Raw genomic sequence first — 22225 nt, forward strand, 5'->3', positions numbered from 1 at the left:
TAAGTCTATTCTGGCCGATAGCTTAGTTCAGACGTTCAAAAATACCGGCTACGCCCTGACCTCCGCCTACACAGGCCGATACCATGCCGTATTTATCATTCTGCCGACGCATTTCGTTTAACAACTGTACAGTGAGTCGGGCACCGGTTGAACCCAGCGCGTGCCCCAACGCAATAGCACCACCATTCGGGTTGATCTTGCTGCGGTCCAACCCCAGCTCCTGAATAACCGCCAGCGACTGGGCCGCGAACGCTTCGTTCAGCTCGATCATATCGATATCGTCCTGTTTTAGACCCGCCTTTTGCAGCGCGATCGGAATAGCGGCTACCGGTCCGATACCCATGATCTTGGGCTCGACTCCTGCCGATGCATACGACATCATCCGGGCTACCGGCTTTAGGTTCAGTTCATTCACCAGCCGCTCCGACATCACGATGACGAATGCAGCACCGTCCGAAGTTTGTGAGGAGTTCCCAGCCGTAACCGACCCACCTGCTGCAAAAACAGGTTTGAGTTTTGCCAGTCCGTCGGCGCTTGTGTCCTTACGAGGGCCTTCGTCCTGCGCTACGGTCCACTCCCGGTTTTTCTTCTTGTTGCTTTCGGCGTCGAAGTAAGTTTCCGTGACCTTGATCGGCACGATTTCGTCGGTGAACTTACCGTCGCGCTGAGCGGCCAGTGCTTTCTGGTGCGACTCCAGCGCGAACTCGTCTTGCGCGTCGCGGCTGATATTGAACTGCTGCGCTACCTGCTCGGCTGTCAAACCCATGCCGATGTAATAGTCGGGGTGCGCTTTGGCGATTTCATAATTGAGAGCCGTCTTCCAGCCCATGACTGGCACCATCGACATCGATTCGGTACCGCCCGCAATGATACAGTCGGCCAAACCAGCGTGAATTTTGGCCGATGCGATGGCGATGGCTTCCAGACCAGACCCGCAATAGCGGTTGATCGTGAAGCCGGGAACACTGTTAGGCAACGATAGCAATGCGATGTAACGGGCAATCTGCATACCCTGTTCTGCTTCGGGTACGGCGTTCCCCACGATAAGATCTTCGACCCGTGCCGGGTCAAGAGCAGGTACCTGACGGAGTAGGTGCTTGATGACTTCTGCGGCCATATCGTCAGGACGGGTTAACCGTAACCCACCCCGTGGCGCCTTACCGACCGCCGTACGATAGCCAGCAACAATATATGCGTCCATGTATTACTAGGTTTATTGGCTTTTAGGCTTGAACTATAGCGCAATAACTTACTTTTTGCGGGAAAAATTACCAGACTAGTGGAAATTATTATGCACGCATACTATTTCTGCTAGAATCACATACTGAACTATAGCGGCATAAAAAAAGCCGCCCAAGCAGGCGGCTTCGTACGGATTGGTGTAGCGATGACTAGAAATGACGGTCGCCCGCTTCGCGCTTACCGAGCATGACGGCACCTACCATAGCGATTAGAAACAGCACCGATGCCAGTTCGAATGGCAGGATGTAACTGCCATAAAGCAGATGGCCGAGATTTTCGACCATTCCTGTGTTGGGCTCGAAGCCGACAGTACTTCCTACCGGCAACTGCGACGATTTCGCCCGGAAGATCATAATCAGCATCACCATCAGCGTACCGCCGACGATGACCGATGCGATCTTGGTCAGGTTTGTTTTTGCTTCTTCATCCTCTCTCCGCAGATTCAGGAACATGATCGTAAACAGAAAGAGTACCATGATGGCACCCGCGTAGACGATGATATTGACGGCTGCCAGAAACTGAGCATTCAGGAGAATATAATGGCCCGACAGGCAGAAGAAGGTAGCAATCAGCGCCAGTACGCTGTAGATCGGGTTGCGGGCGGTAACGACGCCCATAGCGCTGATAACCGTCAGGGCTGTCAGCAACAGAAACAAATAGCCGGTCGGCGTGAGTGTCTTGAAAAACGCTAGAAATTCAGTCATAACTTAATGCTATACAGAAACGGATAGGAGAGGCTGCCGCTACTACGTTGTTGACCGGGTAAGGCTGGGTTCGGTCGGTGTTGTTTTGACTTCCGAGTTTTTCCGAATATACCGGTCATCCAGTTTCTCGACCAGCCGATCTTTGCCGTAAATCACTTCGTCGCGCTCCTGAAATACAGGAACCATGCGATCGTGACGCAGGTACACGGCCTGCTTGGGGCAGGCTTCTTCACAAAGCCCGCAGAAGATGCAGCGAAGCATGTTGATCTCGTATACGGCTGCGTATTTCTCTTCTCTGTACAGCGCTTCTTCGCCTTTTTTACGCTCGGCGGCTACCATCGAAATGGCTTCGGCGGGGCAGGCTACGGCACACAGGCCACAAGCCGTGCAGCGCTCCCGGCCCTGTTCGTCCCGCTTCAATACGTGATGACCGCGATAGATGGGCCCCAGGTATTTTTTTACCTCCGGGTACTGAATCGTCGGCTTTTTGCGGAAGAAGTGCTTGATGGTGATGGCGAGCCCACCTACCACTGCCGGCAGATACATTTTCTCTGCCAGCGTCATTTCCTTGTTGCTGACCTGCTTCGCGCGATTGGTAAGTTGCATAGTGTATTTGTTTCGGTTTACAGTTTACAGTTTTCTGTTGAAATGAGCCCCCAGTTTACTGCAAACCGTAAACTGTATACCTTAAACCGTTCTCTGTGGCACAACCTGCTGTTTGGGCGCTTTGGCCTGCGACATAACTGCCAATACGGTCATAACAACCACAATCAGCCAGGATGAGTACTTGAAATCATAAAGCAGACCGGCACCCGTCACGACGACGTTGAGAATCGATAGTGGGATGAAAATTTTCCAGCCCAGGTTCATCAGTTGGTCGTACCGGAAGCGGGGCAGGGTCCAGCGTACCCACATAAAGAAGAAGATGAAGAACAGAATCTTACCGAAAAAGACGAGGAAGCCGATTGCGGTAGCCAGGTTATGGCCCGTCACGGCACCCATTGACTTCTCCAGCGCGCCGTTCACTTCATTCATGAAAGGATAATGGAAGCCGCCGAAATACAGCGCTGAAATAAACGCCGATGAGACAAACATGTTGATATACTCCGAGAACAGATAAAGTCCCAGTTTCATCGAGCTATATTCGGTGTGATAACCGCCGACGAGTTCCGTTTCACATTCCGGTAAATCAAAAGGCGTCCGGTTACACTCCGCAAAGGAGCAGGTCAGGAAAATAATAAAGCCCAATGGCTGCGTAAAGACGTTCCATTCGAAGAAGGTAGCCTGCTCATTCACGATCTGCCGTACCGACAGCGAACCCGTCATCATCAGAATCGCAATCATCGACAGACCCAGCGCAATCTCGTAGCTGATGTTCTGCGAAGCCGCCCGAATGGCACCCAGCAACGAAAACTTGTTGTTCGATGCCCAGCCACCAACCATAACACCATACACGCCCAGCGACACTACGCCAAAGATGTACAGTACGCCGATGTTGATCTCGATACCCTGCACGTTAACGTCATAATTCACATTATCCCATGCGAATCGGATGCTGTCGCCAAATGGGATTACCGCACTCGACATAAGCGCAGTGAACATAGCCAGGGATGGTCCTAGGATGAACAGCCACTTACTGGCCTGAGACGGGATAAAGTCTTCTTTGAAGAACAACTTACCGGCATCCGCAATCGGCTGTAAAAGCCCCCACGGACCTGCCCGGTTGGGACCAATCCGATCTTGCAGAAAAGCCGCTACTTTACGCTCGGCGTAGGTCGAGTAGGTAGCGATCAGGAGCGAAATTCCGAAGATGACCAGAATTATCAGCCCTTTGGTTAATAGAATGGGTAAGGCCATTACTAGGTTATTTTTCGTTTAATGAGACCGAATTCGGCTTCGATCAGGGTTCTGGCTCGACGGCCGAAGGCAATGTTTTGGCAAAGCGCTCGGGCGGAAGCTGTTGAATACTGAGCTGCGACGTATCCCGCTCATCATGAATAGGCTTGTATTCGGCAGCAGCCAACCGCTTACCAAAGCTAGGCTTCTCCAGATCGGCCCGGTACTTGTTCGCCGAAATTACCGACGACCGCGACACCTTCGTTGGCCCTTCGATAACCCAGTCGCTGGTTTTCTTTGTCTCGAACCGGCAGGTGTTGCAGATAAACTCCGTTACCTCGTTCCACTCATTTTTGCGGGCCGTTACGCGAATTACTTCATCGCCCCGGTACCAGAGCGTAACCTTGCCGGAGCAGGTTGGGCAATCGCGGTGTGCATCGACCGGTTTGGTAAACCATACCCGGTTTTTGAACCGGTAAGTCTTATCGGTCAGTGCGCCGACGGGGCAGACATCGATAACGTTCCCCGAGAAATCGTTGTCGATTGCTTTCTCGATGTACGTTCCGATTTCCGACGCATCGCCCCGGCCCAATACACCATGAACGCGCTTTTCGGTAATCTGGTCGGCGGTGTACACACAGCGGTAGCACAGGATGCAACGCGTCATGTGCAGCTGAATGTACGGGCCAATATCTTTCTTCTCGAACGTCCGGCGATCTTCTTCGTACCGAGTCGTCGCCTTGCCGTGGTCGAAGGCAAAGTTTTGCAGGTCGCACTCGCCAGCTTGGTCGCAAACCGGGCAGTCGAGCGGATGATTCAGCAGCAGAAACTCGACGATACCATTCCGGGCGTCGACAACCTGCGGATTGGTTGTATTCTCGACCACCATACCGTCCTGAACGGCTGTCAGGCAGGAAGCGACCAGTTTCGGCATAGGCCGGGGGTCTTTCGTCGATCCGGCAGCCACGCGTACCAGACAGGCGCGGCATTTACCCCCGCTGCCTTTCAGCGGCTGGTAATAGCACATCGCCGGTGGTGCCACGTCCGGCCCGATCTTGCGGGCTGCCTGTAGGATAGTGGTTCCGGGCTCTACCTCAACGGCAATGCCGTCAATCGTGACGGTCAGCAACTGTGGTTTTGTATCTTCCATTAGTCTAAAGTCGCTATATGTCAATCGATGCGTTTACGAGCCAGTCTGTCGATCGTTGTCAGATTCAACAACGAGCTGTAAAACACGTCTACTGTACTATCTACACCAAAGCCATCTCACCCCGATAAACAGCTCCCGGCTGGGTGGCTTCGGTCGGGTGGTCGATGTGCCACTGGAATTCATCACGGAAATGCCGGATAGCACTGGCAACTGGCCAGGCAGCAGCATCGCCGAGTGGGCAAATGGTGTTTCCTTCGATCTTCTTCGACACGTCGACCAGCAGATCGATGTCGTGCTGATGGCCGTGACCATGCTCGATGCGGTGCAGGACTTTTTCCATCCAGCCCGTTCCTTCCCGGCAGGGACTGCATTGACCGCACGACTCGTGGTGGTAGAACCGTGAGAAATTCCAGGTGTTCTTCACGATACAGGATGTTTCGTCGAACAGGATGAAGCCGCCCGAACCAAGCATCGTACCGGTAGCAAACCCACCGTCGGATAAGGATTCATAGCTCATCAGCCGCTTTTCGCCGTTGGCCAGTGTCAGCGCCAGATTGGCGGGCAGGATGGGGACTGATGAACCACCGGCAACCAGGGCTTTGAATTTATGACCGGGCCGGATGCCACCGCACCATTCGTCGGCGTAGATGAAATCTTCAACGGGTAAACCCAGCTCGATTTCGTACACGCCCGGCTTGCGCATGTGGCCTGACGCGGAAATCAGCTTGGTGCCAGTGCTACGACCGATACCGATAGCCGCGTATGCATCACCACCGTTGTTGATAATCCACGATGTAGTGGCGATCGACTCGACGTTGTTGACTACCGTTGGGCACTGATACAGTCCTTTGACAGCGGGGAACGGTGGTTTATTCCGTGGGTTGCCACGCTTGCCTTCCAGCGATTCGAGCAGGGCTGTCTCTTCTCCGCAGATGTACGCACCGCCACCGGGTTGCACAACCAGTTCGAGGTCGTAGCCGCTGCCGAGGATGTTTTTACCCAGAAAACCCTTTGCTTTCGCTTCGGCAATGGCTTTTTCCAGAATTCGGATAACATACATCAGTTCACCCCGTACGTAGATGAACGACTTATTGGCCCCCAGCGCAAACGACGAGACGATCATCCCCTCGATCAGCAGGTGGGGAATATGCTTCATCAGGTAGTGGTCTTTGAACGTACCCGGCTCCGACTCATCGGCATTACAAACCAGGTACCGGGGAACACCTTCCGGTTTCGCCAGAAAGCTCCACTTCATACCCATCGGGAAACCGGCACCACCCCGACCCCGAACGCCGGCTTTTTTTACTTCTTCGACGATCTCATCGGGCGTCATGGTTTTCAGCGCCTTTTCAACCGCCGTATAACCACCCTGCTGCCGGTAAACGTCGAACGTCTCGATACCCGGAACGTTAATATGCTCCGTTAAGATTTTCTTTGTCATGGTTACGCTTGTTTCGACAGTTCGTCAATGATTTCGTCGACCCGGTCGTTGGTCAGGTGCATGTAATACTGCTCACGAACCTGAAAGACAGGACCCATACCACAGGCTGCCAGACACTCTACTTCCTTCAGCGTAAACTGCCCATCGACCGTAGTTTGTCCCGTTTCGATACCAAGCCGCTGTTTCAAGTGCGCCAAGACATCGTCGCCACCCATCAGGCAGCAGGGCCCCGTCCGGCAGTATTCAATCACGTGCTTGCCAACGGGCTGCACATGGTACATTGTGTAGAACGTGGCGACTTCGTACACCTCGATTGGCTGGATGTCGAGCATACGCGCTATGTAGTCCATCCCTTCGGTGCTCGTCCAGCCTTCCTGCTCCTGCATCAGGTGCAGCAACGGAAGAAGTGCCGATTTTTGCCGTCCTTCCGGGTAGCGGGCAATGATTTCTTTCGCTTCAGCCAGCCGTTCCGGCGTAAACTGTATGGTGGATTCGGTGGTCATAAATCAACGAAAATGGTCAATGAAGCAGGAGTTACCCGTCTAGTTCGCCTGCGATTACGTTCATGCTACTCATGATAACGATAGCATCCGACAGCGTCAGGCCTTTGCACATTTCGGGATAAGCTTGGTAGTAAATGAAGCAGGGACGCCGGAAGTGTAGCCGGTACGGCGCGCGCCCCCCGTCACTAATGAGGTAAAAGCCAAGTTCGCCATTACCGCCTTCAACGGCGTGATATACCTCGCCAACCGGTGCGTCGATTTCACCCATCACAATTTTAAAGTGATAGATGAGGGCTTCCATGTTCTTGTACACTTCCTGTTTGGGCGGCAGGTAGTACTGGGGTGCATCAGCATAGAACGGGCCTTCCGGCAGGTTGTCCATTGCCTGCTGAATGATGCGCATACTTTGCCACATCTCCTCGTTCCGCACCATAAACCGATCGTATGTGTCGCCACTCTGACCGACGGGAATATCAAATTCGAAATCCTGATACGACGAATATGGATTCATCACACGGACATCGTAGTCAACACCCGCAGCCCGGAGATTCGGCCCGGTGAAGCCGTAACTGAGCGCGCGTTCAGCCGAGATGCCGCCTACGCCAACGACACGATCCATGAAAATCCGGTTCCGGTTGAACAGGCTTTCAAACTCGCGCAGCACCGCTGGGAAGCGTTTCAGAAACTCGTTGATTTTACGGATTGCGGTGGGCGAGAGGTCACGCTCCATACCACCAATCCGGCCCATGTTCGTCGTCAGGCGGGCACCGCAGATTTCCTCGTAGATTTCGTAGATGTTTTCCCGCTCCTGATAGATATACAGAAAGCCGGTGAACGCACCCGTGTCTACACCAAGAATACCGTTGCAGATGATGTGGTCGGCAATACGGGCCAGTTCCATCATAATTACCCGGATATACTGGGCTCGTTTGGGAATGTCGATGCCCAGCAGCTTTTCGACCGTCATGTGCCACCCCATGTTGTTGATCGGCGACGAACAGTAGTTCATCCGATCCGTCAGGGTCGTGATCTGGTAGAAGGGCCGGCGCTCGGCAATTTTTTCGAACGCGCGGTGGATATAGCCAATCGTCTGCTCACCCGATACGATTTTCTCCCCGTCCATCTGGAGCACGTTCTGGAAAATACCGTGCGTGGCGGGGTGCGTGGGGCCGAGGTTAAGGGTCGTTAGTTCGTTGACGTACTGAACCGGCCCCTGCTCGGCGGGTAAGTTTTGCTTTGTTGTATCGAGTTCTTCAGAAACCATAAGACTGAAGTTGTATGGTTATAGAGTTGTATAGTTGTAAAGTTTAATAGGTCGTTCAAATGAGCTTTATAACTCTACAACCGACCAACGCTACAACTTTTTTTACCGGCCAAACAGGGCGTCGATTTTGTCTTCACGCGTAGCGTCTTCCAGCGGATACTCCTTGCGCATCGGATGGTAATCCATCTCTTCCATGTTAAGAATCCGGCGCAGATCCGGGTGACCATCGAAGAGAATACCGAAGTAATCAAAGGTTTCCCGTTCCATCCAATTGGCCCCGGCAAACAGCGGTACCATCGTTGGTATGTGCATGTCATCGGCCGTCAAAAAGACCTTGATGCGCAACCGGAAATTATTGACGAAGCTGTGCAGGTGATACACAACGCAGTACTCTTTACCGGGCGAATCCGGGTAGTGAACGGCGGTAATGTCCGTAAGAAAATTGACCTGTAGGGCCGGCTCGTCGCGCAGGTAAGTAATAAGTGCGACAATCTGCTCCCGTGTGGTTGAAAACGTCAGCAGGTCATACGGATCGTCGAAGTCACTGACGGCATCGCCAAACTGATTGATGATATGCTGCGCTAGTTGCTCGTTGGTGAACATGGCGGACGGGATCGACTGGTAGACTGACTAATTGATTCGAATCCCTATTCGGGTAATTCAATTTGTCAGCTTACCACTCAGTTATTGAATGCTATATGAATTGAGCAGTTTCTGGTACTCTTCGGTATTCCGTCGGCGCAAGGACTCGTTTTTGGCCAACTCCTGTACCTGCATCACCCCTTCGAGAATCTGCTCCGGGCGCGGGGGGCACCCTGGTACATACACGTCGACGGGGATAATCCGGTCGATACCCTGCAAGACGCTGTACGTATCGAAGATACCACCACTCGACGCACAGGCCCCAATAGCGATAACCCAGCGGGGCTCGGCCATTTGCAGGTATACCTGCTTGACAACGGGGCCCATCTTTTTGGCAATCGTACCGGCTACCAGGAGCATATCGGCCTGCCGGGGGGAGAAGCTGGGACGTTCCGAACCAAAGCGGGCAAGGTCAAATGTCGACGCCATCGTCGACATAAACTCGATGCCGCAGCAGGAAGTCGCGAACGGAAGTGGCCACAGCGAGTTTGCTCTTGCCAGACCGATTATTTTATCGAAGGAAGTTGCCTGAAAACCAGCGCCATCGTAGCTGTCAGGACCTTCTACCATTTTGATATTACTAGCCATAGTAAACGAGCGAATTGTCTACTTATATAACAGACAAAACTGTGTTATGATTCGGTTGTAGACTATTCCCACTTCAGAACACCCTTACGGATGATGTAGAAGAAACCAGCCAGCAGCAAGCCCATGAAGAGGACCATTTCGATAAAGCCAGTCATGCCCAGCCCTTTGAAATTAACGGCCCAGGGGTACAGAAAGATGACTTCTACATCGAATAGTACAAAGAGAATGGCAATCAGAAAATATTTGATGGAGATCGGTGTACGAGCGTCCCCCTGAACCGGGATACCACACTCAAACGGATCGTCTTTCTTAACACTGTGACGCTTCGGACCAATGGCATGAGTAACCAGCATCGTCGTAACGATAAAGCCGAGCGCCAGGCCCATCTGAATTAGAATAGGCAGGTAATCGGCGGGTACGTAGGTTGTGTTCATCAGTTGATTGGGAAATACGCGACCAAAGGTAAGGATAAAACCGATTGGCCTTCGCGCCCGAACGAACGCAAAGGTGAACTCTAGTCAAAAATACAAAAATCCGCCTAGTTCAGCAAGCGGCAGGCGGGGTACACACGGACGCGCAGGACCCATAACGCGACTGGCCTCCCAGTAAGAGAGGCCAGTCGCATTACCACAAAAAGGGGGCAGCGGATCAGGGGTTGACGATGACCCGCCGTGAGATGTTGAAGCTTTCCGATTTGACCTGAATCAAATACTCGCCGGGAGCAAGGCCACCCAGATCGACAGCCTGACGGTTGTCGAAAACAGGGACAAGCGACGTTGACAGTTGACGACCGTCCATCGAGAAGATAGCAACCTGTGCGTTCACCAGATTTTCGAGCGTTTCAATCGTCACCTTCCCATCAGCCGTAGGGTTGGGATAAACGCTTACACCACCAATGCTGGAATCGAAGGTGAACGGTTGGGGCGAACTGTAAGCCGAAGCACACGTCAGGCTGCTCCCATCGCTCAGGGTAAACGTAGACTTGGTACGCGCCGTATAGTTGGCGCTGACGACTACCTTCACTTCCGCGCCGTTTTGCGGAATCAGCTCTCCCGACCGGCGCCAGTCGAATCGGTCCAACTGCGCCCCTGTCGAGCTGGGCAGGTTCGCGCGTAATGTATAGGTTCCCACCTGCTCAATGCTGGGCGTTGGTACTTTCGGGCGAACCGTCAGCGTAATGTTACTCGATTGCCCAGACCGGCAACCGTAAACATTAAGCGTACGGGCTGAATACGTACCCGCTGTGCTAACCGCCAGACTTTTCCCGACAAACCCGTTGCTCCATTGCAGTACGCTATTATCCGGTAGGTTCGCCGTTAGGTTGAGCACGGAGTCGGCACAGATTTGCTGTTGACTGGAGGCTGCCTGACCCGTTTGACTGCTCAATGTCAACGTTGGTGTAACTGGCTGAATCGCTGATTGAACGTCGACAGTTGGCGCAAGGTATGTATTGCCATAGCGGTCTTTCAGCGTGGCCTGGTACGTACCGGTTGAACTGACAGATATGGTCTGACTCTGCTGTCCGGTTTTCCAGTTGTAGCTGCTGTACAGCGAGGGGAGCGATAACGTCAATGCATTGTTGTTCGTATTGCAGGCCACCGTGACGGTTGGCTGAAGCAGCGGGCGCGACGGTTGTGAAACACTGAAGAATACGGCATTCAGGCTGTTAAACCAGGCTTGGCCTAGCTGATTGAGTCCTTCGTTACCAGGCGCATTTCCAAAGTGAACCTGCCCTTCATAGCGCGGAACCTGAATATTATCCGTGTACGGGCCAGCGAAGACGTTGTTGTTATACGTATTGATAACGTCGTTTTGTGCCTGAATGATGTCCTGGCTGGTTTGGCCCGCGTTGTATGATGATCGTGCCAATACCCAGGCCGGATATCGATTCAAGTCAGCCCGGGTTTTATTGACCAGGTACTGCATGTCAGTACGATATGTCTCCCGGGTAGAGTGGAGGGGAACGTTGTCGTTTTCGCCCTGCTGCCAAAGTACAGCCCGCAACCCTTGTAGGGATGCGTAGTAACGCAATGCAATAACTAGGTTGGCGTAGGGCATACCTGTTGGGAAATTCTCGTCGGGCGTTCCCAGGGCAAAAATATTTTTCGTGATCTGTCCGTCGGAGCTTTCTTTCCAGTTTCGAATCACGGTCCCTTGCCAGGCCGTGTTGATGAATAGGACCGGTACGTTATACTGCTTCGCGATTAAATCACCCAACACCCCCCAGCACCAGGCACTCTGGCCACGAGGGCCGATCAAGGCGTCGGCAGATAGCTGTTGAAACGACGGGGCTGGCGGATCGGCTAGTGAGTTCGCTTTGGAATTGTCGTAGGTAACGCAATTGACCCGGTCGTCGGCTGCTCCAACCGCACCGAAACCCTGAAAGCCTTGCGCGTTTGACTGACCTGTGATGATGAAAACTTCGCCAACCCCTACTTTACGGACGGCGTCGCTACCCAGCACGGTACCGCCGGCAAACGCTTGTACTTCGAGCCGGTACCAGCCACCTTGTACGCGTAACGAGCCCTGGAATACGCCCCCCGACGGGTTGCGCTGAACGGTTGTCCAGTTAGTATTCAATCCTTGTCCGGTTACTTCTGCCACGACACGAGCCTGTATACTATCGACAGGCTGGTAGTAATTTCCAGACAGGTAGATGATCGAGGTATTATCATTTTCCCGTTGAAAAACGGCCCGGCTACCGGGATAGGTAATGCGAATGGGTTGTGTGTTTTGGGCAAAGGCACAAAATGAACTGGTTAATGTGCTCACCAATAACAACCCTAAAAAACGAGTGTATAGGTTCTTCATAGTCGGATAAAAAGCTGCTACTCACTACTATTGTCGCTACGTACGCGAAGACATATCAGTCAGCGACAGATACGTATTACAGCGGGCTATTTCCCGATAAAGTCCAATAGCCAATACGGTAGACATTGACTGAACGGCAGAATGGCATTTAAATTACAACCCGACTAAAATTCGCCGGGACACGTTGTAATCGGCTGCGCGAACCATAACCACGTAAACACCACCTGACAGGCCGCTCAACGTAATCTGACGGCGTTCATCGAATGTTGGTATCGTTGTCGAGTAGACGAGCTGACCGGTCAGTGCGTAAACGGTAACCGTAGCATTGATCAAATTCTGCTGGGTTTCGATCGTAAGCACCTTGTCGGGGCTGGGATTCGGGTAGATGCTGAGACCCTGAAGACTTGCGTCGACCGTGTAGGTATACGCAGATGAAGGTAGCGAATAACAGGTCAAGGTATTCGAGTAAACCGTTGTTGCCTGTGCCGAGTACACCCCGCTCTGACTTGCTTTTAGAATGGCGCTCGTGGTGCTTAGGGTGTCGTTACCCAGCTTCCACCGGAAGAGTGGGCTGTTGGTCGAGCTTACGGCTTCCAGCGTGAACGTACCGACTGTATTGACGGTAGGGGCCGGGGGGAGCGCACGAAGTTCGACCGCAGTAGCGGCCGATTGGGAAGACAGACAGCCGTTAACATCGCGAACGCGGGCTGTGTAGTTGCCGGCCTGTCCGGTTGTGATACTGCGGGCAGTATCGCCAGTCGACCAGTATACCGTGTATGGACCGCTCACGCTGAACGTAACCCGATCGCCTTCGCACAAGATCGGTGATTTGTTGGTCAGCAGGGTTGGCGCGGCCGGTAGGGGATTAACCTGAACCGTGATGAATGACGAGAACGGAGACAGGCAACCGTTACCATCCTGCGCCTGTGCTGCGTAGTTACCCGACTGATTGACCGTAATTGTCTTGGACGTCTGACCGCTCGACCAGACTGCGTTTTGCGTGGTTGCCGCCGATAGCGATACGGTGTTACCCGCACAGAAGGTTGTCACTCCAGCCGCCGAAATTGTTGGCGTGGCCGGTAGCGGGTTGACCGTGACATTGAGTACGTCGGACTGCGTCGATTGACAGCCAAACTGATTCGTGACGCGCACCGCAAAATTGCCTGATTGATTTACCGTCTGGGCCCGCACTGTCTGCCCATTTGTCCAGCTATACGAGGTTGCTTCGGGGGCCGTCAGCGTCAGGGTTCGGTCGGCACAGAAGGTAGTCGGGCCGTTGGTTGAAATGGTTGGTTTTGCCGGAACCGGGTTGGCCGTTACCGAGATCGCGTTCGATCCTGGGGAAGTACATCCGTTTTGGTCGGTGACGGTCAGCGTATACGCTCCGGACGAACCCACTGTAATTGCTTTGCCCGACTGACCATCGCTCCAGTTGTAGCGTACGTTATCCGACGAGGCCCGCAATACTGTATTGTCGCCCTGACAAAACGTGGTTGGTTTCTCTGCGGTAACCGTGGGAGCTGGTGGTAGTGGATTGACGGACGGTGTCAGTACGTTCGACGTGAAGGTACAGCCGCTAACGTCGTTGTAGCGGAAATAATACCCGTTAGCTGTACTGACGCTAACTTGTCTCGTATTGGCAACGACGGCATTTGTCTGCTGATTTACCCACGACACGCCATCGTAATTGGCGGTCAGCGCCAGTGAACTACCCACGCAGATGGAAGCTGGACCATTGCCTACTACGGAGGCAACCGGTGCATCGCTCACGCGTACATAACTCGTAAACGACGTATTACCGGCAGCATCTTTCACCTTGGCCCGATACAGGCCAGCCCCTTTTGTAATGCTGCGACCTGTTTCGCCAGACTCCCATTGAAATGAGCTGTAGTTTCCGTTGACGCTTAGCGTCAGATTGTTACCGGCACAGGCAACGGAAAGAGTAGGCGATGCCGTGGGAGACTGTGGAGTCGATTGTTGGAAGAACGTGTCGTTCAGACTACCATTCCAGGCGTTGGCCACTTCTACAAGCCCATCATAGTCAAAGTGAAATCCTTCCGGATCATACAGGGGGGGACGCGTGCGTGGTATCTGGATATTGTCGGTAGATGGCCCTGCAAATACATTTGGTCCGGCACTAATGACGTTGTTCTGAGCTGTGATAACGGCTTGGCTGACGCGGCCCGGCACCCGATCGCCGTAGCTGGCCCGTGCTACCACCCAGCTCATATTTCGACCAAAGTCCTGTCGGCTTTTAGTAATAACATATTGAAGATCGCTGACGTAACTGGCTGTTGGTGTGTTGATTAGATTGTCTGCTTCACCCTGTTGCCAAAGAACAGCCCGTATCCCCAACGTGTTTGCGTAAAATTGAAGAGCGAGTTTAAGGTTGATATAAGGCTGACGGGAGGGATAGAGTAAAGACGGGTCGTAGACACTAACTGCAACCCCGCCGTCGGGAGCACTTTGTCGCCAGTTCTGAACGGCTGTTCCGGTGAAAGCGCTGTTGAAGAACATGATGGGAACGTTCAAGCGGCTGGCCAGCAGATCGCCCAGTCGTCCCCAGCACCAGCTACCATCACCTCGCGGTGCAATGGTAAACCCTGTTGTATTATCGAGATGAGAGAAAACGGGCGTCGGTGGCTCATTAGGAAACCCATTGTCTGGGTACCGATAATTGACGCAGTTGACCCGGTCATCGGTTGACACAGGAGCACTCTGGTGAATACCCTGTGCGTTCGACTGACCAGCAATAACAAAGACTTCGCCAACGCCAACCCGATCAACTGTAAAGCTACCGACCTGCTGATCGCCATTCATGCCGCGCACATCAAGCGAGTACCAGCCACCTGATGCCGTCAGATCCCCTGCGAATACCCCTCCTGACGGATTCGTCTGGATGGTTTGCCAATCGGTCGATGATCCCTGTCCGTCACGGGCTGTTAACCGGGCGTCGATACGGGTTACCGTGGTGGTGTAGTACCCCGTAATTCTGAACGTTGCCTGATTCGCGTTGTTACGCTGGAAAACAGCACGGCTAGTTGGAAACGATACCTGAATCTGCGCTACGGTTAGCAAGGGCAACAATAGACAGACCACTACACCGGCAGCCAGCAAAACGTGTTTCATAGCAAGTAGGTACTAGGCCATCGCGCTAGCAATGGCCGATGCGAATATGCAGCTAGTTTACGCGACTGATTCCGGCGTTTGCGTGAGCTGATGCCAAATCATGTCCTTTAACTCGTTAAGACCTTTCTGACTGACTGCGGATATAAACGCGACAGGTAGCTTATCGGGTAACTCTCCCCGTATACGATCGAGCTCAGTCGCATCCACCAGATCAATTTTGGATATAGCCAGCAGTCGATCCTTATCCATCAGTTCCGGATTGTATTCCCGCAACTCATTCAACAGCGTGTTGTATTCATGGCGAACGTCTTCAGTGTCAGCCGGAATAACGAACAACAACACTGAGTTACGTTCGATGTGACGCAGGAAGCGTAGCCCCAGGCCCTTGCCTTGCGATGCGCCCTCGATGATGCCGGGAATATCAGCCATAACGAACGACTTGTAGTCCCGGTACGCTACGACCCCTAAATTGGGTACGAGGGTTGTAAACGGATAGTCGGCAATTTCGGGCCGAGCCGCCGACACGACGGATAACAGTGTCGACTTACCCGCATTCGGAAAACCAACCAAACCAACGTCGGCTAGCAGTTTGAGTTCAAGAATGATCCATTCTTCCTGACCAGGTTCTCCTGGCTGAGCGTGTTCAGGGGCCTGTAACGTCGACGATTTAAAGTGATCGTTGCCCAGACCTCCGCGTCCTCCCGGCAGCAGAATGACCTCCTGACCATCAGCCGTAATCTCCTGCAACTGCTCGCCCGTGTCCGGGTTGCGGGCTATTGTTCCCAGCGGTACTTCAAGAATGATATCTTCACCCTGCGCTCCACTCCGTCTGCCACCCTCACCATTTCCGCCACTACTGGCTTTCACGTGCTTGCGGTATTTCAGGTGAAGTAACGTCCACATCTGGGCGTTACCGCGCAGGATGATATGGCCACCACGACCGCCATCCCCCCCATCAGGCCCACCTTTTGGTACGTGCTTCTCCCGTCGAAAATGAACCGACCCGGCTCCGCCCGCACCTGAGCGGCAGTTGATCTTAACATAGTCGATGAAATTGGAAGAAGCCATAATAGGGGGTATGAATGCAGCGGGCTAAGGTTCCGCTTAGTTAGTTTGTCCGGTTACCTGTTCGATTTGCTGCGAGATCAAATCGAAAATTGTGTCAATGTCGCCAATCCCGTCGATCGTTGCCAGTTTTTGCTGGCCGGCATAGTAATCCGCAACGGGCGTTGTTTTTTCGTTGTACTCGTTTACCCGTCTACGAATCAGCTCTTCATTCTGGTCGTCGGGCCGGCCTGACGTCTGTCCACGAATCAACAGTCGCCGGGTTAGTTCTTCGTCGTCAACCATCAACGCCACCATAAGGGTGATGCTTGTCCGGTATTGACTCAGCAATTCATCCAATGCTGCTGCCTGAGGAACGGTACGGGGAAACCCATCAAAAATGAAACCGGATGCATCCTGGTTTTCGCGAAGTTTACTTTCGATCATACCGATCACCACTTCGTCGGGTACCAACAAACCTTGGTCCATCAATTGTTTAGCGCGAATCCCCAGTTCGGTACCGGCGGCAATTTGTGACCGCAGCAGATCACCCGTCGACAGGTGTACCAGCCGGTATTTCTGAATGAGTCGTTCACTTTGGGTACCCTTACCAGCACCCGGTGGGCCAAACAGTACAAGATTGAGCATTGCAGAACAAGAAAGTGTAGTGGGTCTAAAGTTGCCACCTGCAAAGGTACAATACGCCCGTGAAAAAAAATGCGTGGCGACCAAGGGCCTATTTATTGGTACCACACACCCCGTAAAATACAAAAGCACCGAGATTATCCCGGTGCTTTGTCCCTTGTTACTATCAGTCAAAAACTATTTTTTGACCGCTTTCTTCGTCGCAGGTGCAGCCTTCGATGGTGCTGCCTTTGCCGGAGTGGGGTTAAGTGCTTTTTTCACGTCCGCATCGTTCGGATCGAGTTCCAGCACTTTATTGAAGTATTCCTTCGCTTTCGCGTCGTCGTTCTTCGATCCATAGTACGAAGCCAGGAACTTATACGACGTGATGAGCGGCTTTTTGTACGAATCTTTCAGTTTTTGATCCGTTTCTGCGTTAGCCTGCTCAATAAACTTCTCATAATAAGGAACGGCCGTACCCCGTGCTAGCGAAACTGCTGATGGGAACGCGTAGTAGTTCGACTGTCCTTCGTAGTAGTAAGCAAGTGGGTATTTGCTGGTCGCAGCCGTATCCGCTTCGATCTTGGCAGCCATCTTACCGAAAGCAGAGTCAGCGCGCATGAAGTACATCTGACGAGCCATCCGGATTTGCGCCGTGTCCATCGGTGCTTCGGTTGAGTCGCGGCCTACCCGGAAACCGTACTGGTAGTTAGCCAGACCCTGGTACAGGTAATCGTTGTTCAGCGGTTTTTTATCGGTCGAAACAACTTTACCGTAATAATCAGCCGACTTGTTGTACTTCTTCATATCGTAGTACTTCTTGGCGATATCACGATACAGATTCTCGGTCGTATCAAGCGGAGCCGCTTTCTCTAGGTAAACGATACTCATCGAGTCAGCCTGTGGCGTGTTAACCATACCATAAGCCCGGCCCAGATATTTGTAATCGTCATAGATTACTTTATCAGGAGCCGACGAGATAAACTTATTCAGTGCATCGACAGATTGCTGCGGCTGATTCAGACCGTAGTATGCCCAGCCGTACATCCGATCCATGATCGGGTTGTTTACCTTACCTTTCAGTTGATCGAGGTACGACGTAGCACCTTGATAATCCTGCGCCAGGAAGCGATAGCGAGCTACGTCGAGCAAACGCTCAGGATCAGTCGTGCCACTCTTCTGAACGTACAGGTCATAGTTTTGCGCTGCGCTCTTGTATGACCGCGAGTTAGCCAAAGCATCGGCATAGGCTAAGTACGTAGGAGCAAACTCAGGATCGTTCTGGATAGCCAGTTTGAAGTATTCCTGTGCTTTGGTGTAGTTTTTACCACGAAGGTATAGACGACCAATTTTGTAGTTAGCTTCTGCCAGGTTCGGCTTCATTGCCAACGCATTCTCATACTTCGAAATAGCGTTGCCACCGTCGTTTTTCAGAAAGTAAGCGTCCCCCAATGCCATTTCGATTTCAGCATTTTCGTTCTTCTTGTCTTTCTCGTCGGCTATCGTCAGCAGGCGAACAGCTTCAGCGGGATCGTTTGTCTTATCCGAGAGCGTTAACATCTCACCGGCCCGGATCAGTACATCCTGGTTTTTGCTTTTAGTTGCGTTGACCGCATTGTCGATCAGCGTTTTTCCCGTTGCCCGGTCGCCCTTCATAAAGGCCACACCTGCCAGACCGACATTGTTGAGCTGGTTTTTCCCGTCTGCGGCCAGGCCTTTTTCAAACGCTGCTTTTGCCTGATCGAGTTGCCCCGTTTTCAGGTAGTAGTAGCCAAGATAGAACTGATTTTCAGCTGATGGCGAGCTGTTTGCCAGTTGCGTGAATGTTTGGCCAGCCTTCGTAAACCGCTCAGCTTCCAGGTCTTCAAGACCCTTTTGCACGTCCTGCGCATAAACCTGAGTGGTCATTGCAGCACCGACGAACAAGATAGTCATCAGCGATTTTTTCTGGTTGTTCATCATGTATTCTAGGTTGGAAATTAAAAAGGTTATATACCACTAAAACAACACACAAATCTAAAAAAGTGCCGCTTAACCAAAAAAACTACCTATTTCTGTAGGTTTATCTCCCGATTATAGCGTACAGAAGGCCATAAGCCAACTTTGTAAATGATTAACGATCCTGCGTCCCGTATCAAATAATTGACTAATCCTCCACCCAGTCCAGGGTGCGCTTCCCGGCTCAATATGTACACTGGTCGGCGGAGTGGGTAACGCTGCATACCAAGATCTTCCTGAAACGGCTGATAGTAGTCGGCACGACCCGTCGGATTTGGTTTTGACGACACTCCCATAACTCGCAAGTCAGCTGATAGTTCAGTTGTCAGCGGTTCGTCACCATCACTGATCCAGTTGACACCAATGAAACCCAGTGCTGACGGATTCTTACGCACGTACTCAATTACCTCTCTGTTTGATCGGGTTGTGAAAATGCGAAGGCCATCGACTGACTTGATTCCGAACGTGCTTAAAACGAAATCGAGGTTACTGGAATTGTTATTGTCAAAGACCAATGTAATCGGCTCGTTCTGATTACCTTTCAGCTGGCTCCATGTTTTTATTTTTCCCGTAAAAACAGCCCGCAGTTGATCCATCGTAATCAGACTATCTGTGTTTGCCTTATTGACGATCAAGGCTACACCGTCTGTCGCAATTTTGACAGCTCCGCCGATAATCTTGCGCTGATCGAGTGCGCGCTGCTCATTTTTGGTCAGTTTTCGGGTCGTGAAAGCTAACCGCGCGCTGTCGCGAAGCATCATATTGATGGCTTCCTGCTCGGGTCTAAAGACAAGAGTAAACTTTACGTTTGGGTAAATCCCTTCGTAGGCCGATGTTATTTGCGAAACAAGCGGTTTAAATGATTCGTCAGCCGCAATCGTAATGGAACCTCGCGATGGATTATCGAGCGGGGCCTTCCCATTGTTACAGTTGGCCACTAGAGCAACAATAACTAGAAGCGCGCAATAGAGAATACTACGTTTCATTCCGAATCTGTTGATAAGCCCGGAAGATCCGGAAGGTCCCGTAGACGATTAGCATAACAGCCATGCTGTACCGCAGCACGCCGGGCTCCGGAAACACACCAAAAGACTGAGAGGAGGCTATCAGTGCGATGCCTCCTCCCAAATAAGCCAGCGACGCCAGAACCGCAATAAGCAATGTAAGACGAGCTGGACCTCCATTTTGTCCGCGCATAGAAACTATTCCAGCGTGAAGTTGATCGGCAGGTTAAATTTAACCCGTACCGGACGCCCTGATTGTTTACCTGGCCGCCATTTCGGCATGCCCTGCACTACGCGTTTCGCTTCTTCGTCCGTACCAAAGCCAAGACCTTTCAGTACTTGAACATCCTGAATACTACCGTCGGTGTTGACCACGAAGCTGACGAATACACGACCAGCGATGTTGGCACGTTGAGCAGCGGCAGGATAGCGGAGGTTTTTCTGAAGATACTGACCAAGGGCCGCATTACCGCCCGTGAATTCCGGCTGTTGCTCGACCACGGTGAAAACTTCTTCAACCTTTGGTGCTGCTTCTACGGCAACCTCCACTTTCGTTGGTCCAACCGACGCTTCAGGGGCTGCAATAACCTCTTCTGCGTTGGGGTCACCTTCCTGCGTCTTCTCAGCCGCAACGGCTTCCTTCAGTTCTTCAACAGCCGGTGGTGGCGTTTCTTCGGGCACTTCCTGATCCGGTTTTACTTCCGGTGGCAGGAATTTCACCGTGTTCACTTTCGGTGCTTCGACTGGTGGTGGTGGCGGTGGTGGTGGTTCGTTCGGGTCGATCGGCGGTGGTGGGATCTTCATCAGATCCACTTCTACCATTGCCTGTTCCTCTACTTCCGGAGTAAGCGCGGTGATGATTGTTGGTGTCAAAACACCCAGTGTGAACAGAATACCGCCGATAATGAGGGCGCGGGTAACTGTTCTTGGGTACGTTTTCCGCAGATCGTAAGCACCATACGCCTTGTTCCGGTCGGCAAACACTATGTCATCAAGTGTCGCCTTTGAATCGAGTTCTGCCATGGCGTTAGATTTCTAGTTTAGCTTTTTCTTTAAGCAGCTTCTCCTCATCGGGGGTAAGCGCATCCACCAGTGCGTACCGCTTTGTCTTGGTGATCGCCATCTCATCCAGCACGTCAACCATGTTCTTATAGTTCGACACTTTGGTTGGCTTGATCACGACAACAAATTTGTCGGCAGGTACTTTACGAGCGTTATCCTGAATGGCTTTCCGGAACTCGTAACCGTATCCAACTGTCTCCAGCTTCGGATCTTCATTCGCGGCTTTCCCAAAAATATAGTAGGCCTTGTTGTTGTCCCCGAGGAAAACCGTCATTACGTTCGACGCTTTGATCGGTTCGGTCTCTTCTGTTTTTGTCTTGTCTGGTACGTTGAGCGTCATCGACGATGGTTTGCTCAAGGTGGTAGCCAAGATGAAGAAGGTGATTAGCAAGAATCCCAGGTCAACCATGGGCGTCATGTCTATACGAGTAGACGCTTTCTTTGACCGTACCTTACCACCTTTACTCTTGCCACCACCGCCACCAGTGTTAATTTCTGCCATGGCTTTTTTGGTTTATCTTTAAGCAGAGCGATCTACTTAAAGTTGTGGATTAGTCAGCTTTCCAGCCAGCTGGCGGAGCTTCCGTGCCCGTGATGAGGTTGAACTTGTTGATATTCTGCGCCTGAAGCGTAGCCAACACGTTCTTGAACTCCGGAAATTTGGCCAGGTTGTCGCCTTTCAGGGCAATACGCAGACCGTTGTTAGCTTTCCGAGAGTTGAATACCCAATCTTTAAGCTCATTGGTTGCACCCGCACCCGTCGAATCGGTAGGAATACCGGGCTGTTTCACCTTGGCTTTCTGATCGTCAGGTAAATCCAGATAGGCTTTCAACTGATTGATAGGAATACCAAAATTCGACATCAACGAGAAATCCTTCTTTTCCTTATCGGAAAATGTGATTCCTTTTAGAGCGGCTATGTTATCCAGCATCGTAATACGATCCTGCTGACTGTCAATGCCGAAATAAACCTTTCCGTCTTTGCCCAGCGCAATCGTCATGATGTCCTTGTCCGGAACTTTGATGCCAGAGATGGAAGACGGCGTTTCGATCGACGCGGCATCCTGAGATTTGAACTGAGCGGTTAGAATAAAGAACGTCAGTAACAGGAATGCAACGTCAGTCATCGCGGTCATATCCACCGAAGAACTGGCGCGTTTTACTTTAACTGCAGGCATGAAAG

Annotated in this window: 21 protein-coding genes; all 21 read right to left on the bottom strand. The window is 52.1% G+C overall.

The genetic code is table 11. The features are described from left to right. Positions 1-22: 22 nt before the first annotated feature. The gene (locus tag CLV58_RS07030) at positions 23-1201 is read right to left on the bottom strand and encodes an acetyl-CoA C-acyltransferase (RefSeq protein WP_106137087.1); all 1179 of its coding nucleotides are present in this window, start codon (positions 1199-1201) and stop codon (positions 23-25) included. Positions 1202-1391: 190 nt separating this feature from the next. After that, positions 1392-1946 (bottom strand): NADH-quinone oxidoreductase subunit J family protein, encoded by a 555-nt coding sequence (locus tag CLV58_RS07035; protein ID WP_106137088.1) that lies wholly within the window; start codon positions 1944-1946, stop codon positions 1392-1394. Between the two features lie 42 nt (positions 1947-1988). Next, positions 1989-2552 (bottom strand): NuoI/complex I 23 kDa subunit family protein, encoded by a 564-nt coding sequence (locus CLV58_RS07040; protein ID WP_106137089.1) that lies wholly within the window; start codon positions 2550-2552, stop codon positions 1989-1991. A gap of 81 nt (positions 2553-2633) precedes the next feature. Beyond that, complete coding sequence (gene nuoH, locus CLV58_RS07045; RefSeq protein ID WP_106137090.1) at positions 2634-3803, bottom strand: NADH-quinone oxidoreductase subunit NuoH; 1170 nt, start codon at positions 3801-3803, stop codon at positions 2634-2636. A 43-nt stretch (positions 3804-3846) separates the two neighbouring features. Continuing rightward, positions 3847-4932 (bottom strand): NADH-quinone oxidoreductase subunit G, encoded by a 1086-nt coding sequence (locus CLV58_RS07050; RefSeq protein WP_106137091.1) that lies wholly within the window; start codon positions 4930-4932, stop codon positions 3847-3849. A 100-nt stretch (positions 4933-5032) separates the two neighbouring features. Next, the gene (gene nuoF / locus CLV58_RS07055) at positions 5033-6373 is read right to left on the bottom strand and encodes an NADH-quinone oxidoreductase subunit NuoF (protein ID WP_106137092.1); all 1341 of its coding nucleotides are present in this window, start codon (positions 6371-6373) and stop codon (positions 5033-5035) included. A gap of 2 nt (positions 6374-6375) precedes the next feature. Further along, positions 6376-6876 carry an NADH-quinone oxidoreductase subunit NuoE gene (gene nuoE, locus CLV58_RS07060; RefSeq protein WP_106137093.1) on the bottom strand — a complete coding sequence of 167 codons (501 nt, stop codon included), beginning with the start codon at positions 6874-6876 and terminating at the stop codon, positions 6376-6378. Between the two features lie 31 nt (positions 6877-6907). Then, the gene (gene nuoD / locus CLV58_RS07065) at positions 6908-8140 is read right to left on the bottom strand and encodes an NADH dehydrogenase (quinone) subunit D (RefSeq protein ID WP_106137094.1); all 1233 of its coding nucleotides are present in this window, start codon (positions 8138-8140) and stop codon (positions 6908-6910) included. Positions 8141-8242: 102 nt separating this feature from the next. After that, positions 8243-8743: an NADH-quinone oxidoreductase subunit C gene (locus CLV58_RS07070; RefSeq protein WP_106137095.1), complete on the bottom strand. Its 501-nt coding sequence runs from the start codon at positions 8741-8743 to the stop codon at positions 8243-8245. Between the two features lie 81 nt (positions 8744-8824). After that, positions 8825-9370, bottom strand: a complete 546-nt coding sequence (locus CLV58_RS07075; RefSeq protein WP_106137096.1) for an NADH-quinone oxidoreductase subunit B — start codon at positions 9368-9370, stop codon at positions 8825-8827. Positions 9371-9432: 62 nt separating this feature from the next. Beyond that, the gene (locus CLV58_RS07080) at positions 9433-9804 is read right to left on the bottom strand and encodes an NADH-quinone oxidoreductase subunit A (protein ID WP_106137097.1); all 372 of its coding nucleotides are present in this window, start codon (positions 9802-9804) and stop codon (positions 9433-9435) included. Positions 9805-10018: 214 nt separating this feature from the next. Then, positions 10019-12181: a T9SS type A sorting domain-containing protein gene (locus CLV58_RS07085; protein WP_106137098.1), complete on the bottom strand. Its 2163-nt coding sequence runs from the start codon at positions 12179-12181 to the stop codon at positions 10019-10021. Between the two features lie 153 nt (positions 12182-12334). Next, complete coding sequence (locus CLV58_RS07090) at positions 12335-15310, bottom strand: T9SS type A sorting domain-containing protein (RefSeq protein ID WP_106137099.1); 2976 nt, start codon at positions 15308-15310, stop codon at positions 12335-12337. Positions 15311-15367: 57 nt separating this feature from the next. Beyond that, on the bottom strand, positions 15368-16378 hold the full coding sequence (gene obgE / locus CLV58_RS07095) for a GTPase ObgE (protein WP_106137100.1): 1011 nt from the start codon (positions 16376-16378) through the stop codon (positions 15368-15370). A 36-nt stretch (positions 16379-16414) separates the two neighbouring features. Next, positions 16415-17002 carry an adenylate kinase gene (locus CLV58_RS07100; protein ID WP_106137101.1) on the bottom strand — a complete coding sequence of 196 codons (588 nt, stop codon included), beginning with the start codon at positions 17000-17002 and terminating at the stop codon, positions 16415-16417. A gap of 174 nt (positions 17003-17176) precedes the next feature. Next, entirely contained in the window at positions 17177-18940 is a 1764-nt protein-coding gene (locus tag CLV58_RS07105) for a tetratricopeptide repeat protein (protein ID WP_106137102.1), read from the bottom strand. An 86-nt stretch (positions 18941-19026) separates the two neighbouring features. Then, the gene (locus CLV58_RS07110) at positions 19027-19962 is read right to left on the bottom strand and encodes a PstS family phosphate ABC transporter substrate-binding protein (protein WP_106137103.1); all 936 of its coding nucleotides are present in this window, start codon (positions 19960-19962) and stop codon (positions 19027-19029) included. After that, positions 19952-20137 carry a hypothetical protein gene (locus CLV58_RS07115; protein ID WP_245882248.1) on the bottom strand — a complete coding sequence of 62 codons (186 nt, stop codon included), beginning with the start codon at positions 20135-20137 and terminating at the stop codon, positions 19952-19954. Before CLV58_RS07115 ends, CLV58_RS07110 begins: the two co-directional genes overlap by 11 nt. A 41-nt stretch (positions 20138-20178) precedes the next feature. Next, positions 20179-21003, bottom strand: a complete 825-nt coding sequence (locus tag CLV58_RS07120) for an energy transducer TonB (protein WP_106137105.1) — start codon at positions 21001-21003, stop codon at positions 20179-20181. A 4-nt stretch (positions 21004-21007) separates the two neighbouring features. After that, the gene (locus CLV58_RS07125) at positions 21008-21544 is read right to left on the bottom strand and encodes an ExbD/TolR family protein (RefSeq protein ID WP_106137106.1); all 537 of its coding nucleotides are present in this window, start codon (positions 21542-21544) and stop codon (positions 21008-21010) included. Between the two features lie 49 nt (positions 21545-21593). Next, the gene (locus CLV58_RS07130) at positions 21594-22220 is read right to left on the bottom strand and encodes an ExbD/TolR family protein (protein ID WP_106137107.1); all 627 of its coding nucleotides are present in this window, start codon (positions 22218-22220) and stop codon (positions 21594-21596) included. Positions 22221-22225 lie beyond the last annotated feature (5 nt).

This window comes from Spirosoma oryzae (genome assembly GCF_003002825.1).
Classification (GTDB): domain Bacteria; phylum Bacteroidota; class Bacteroidia; order Cytophagales; family Spirosomataceae; genus Spirosoma; species Spirosoma oryzae.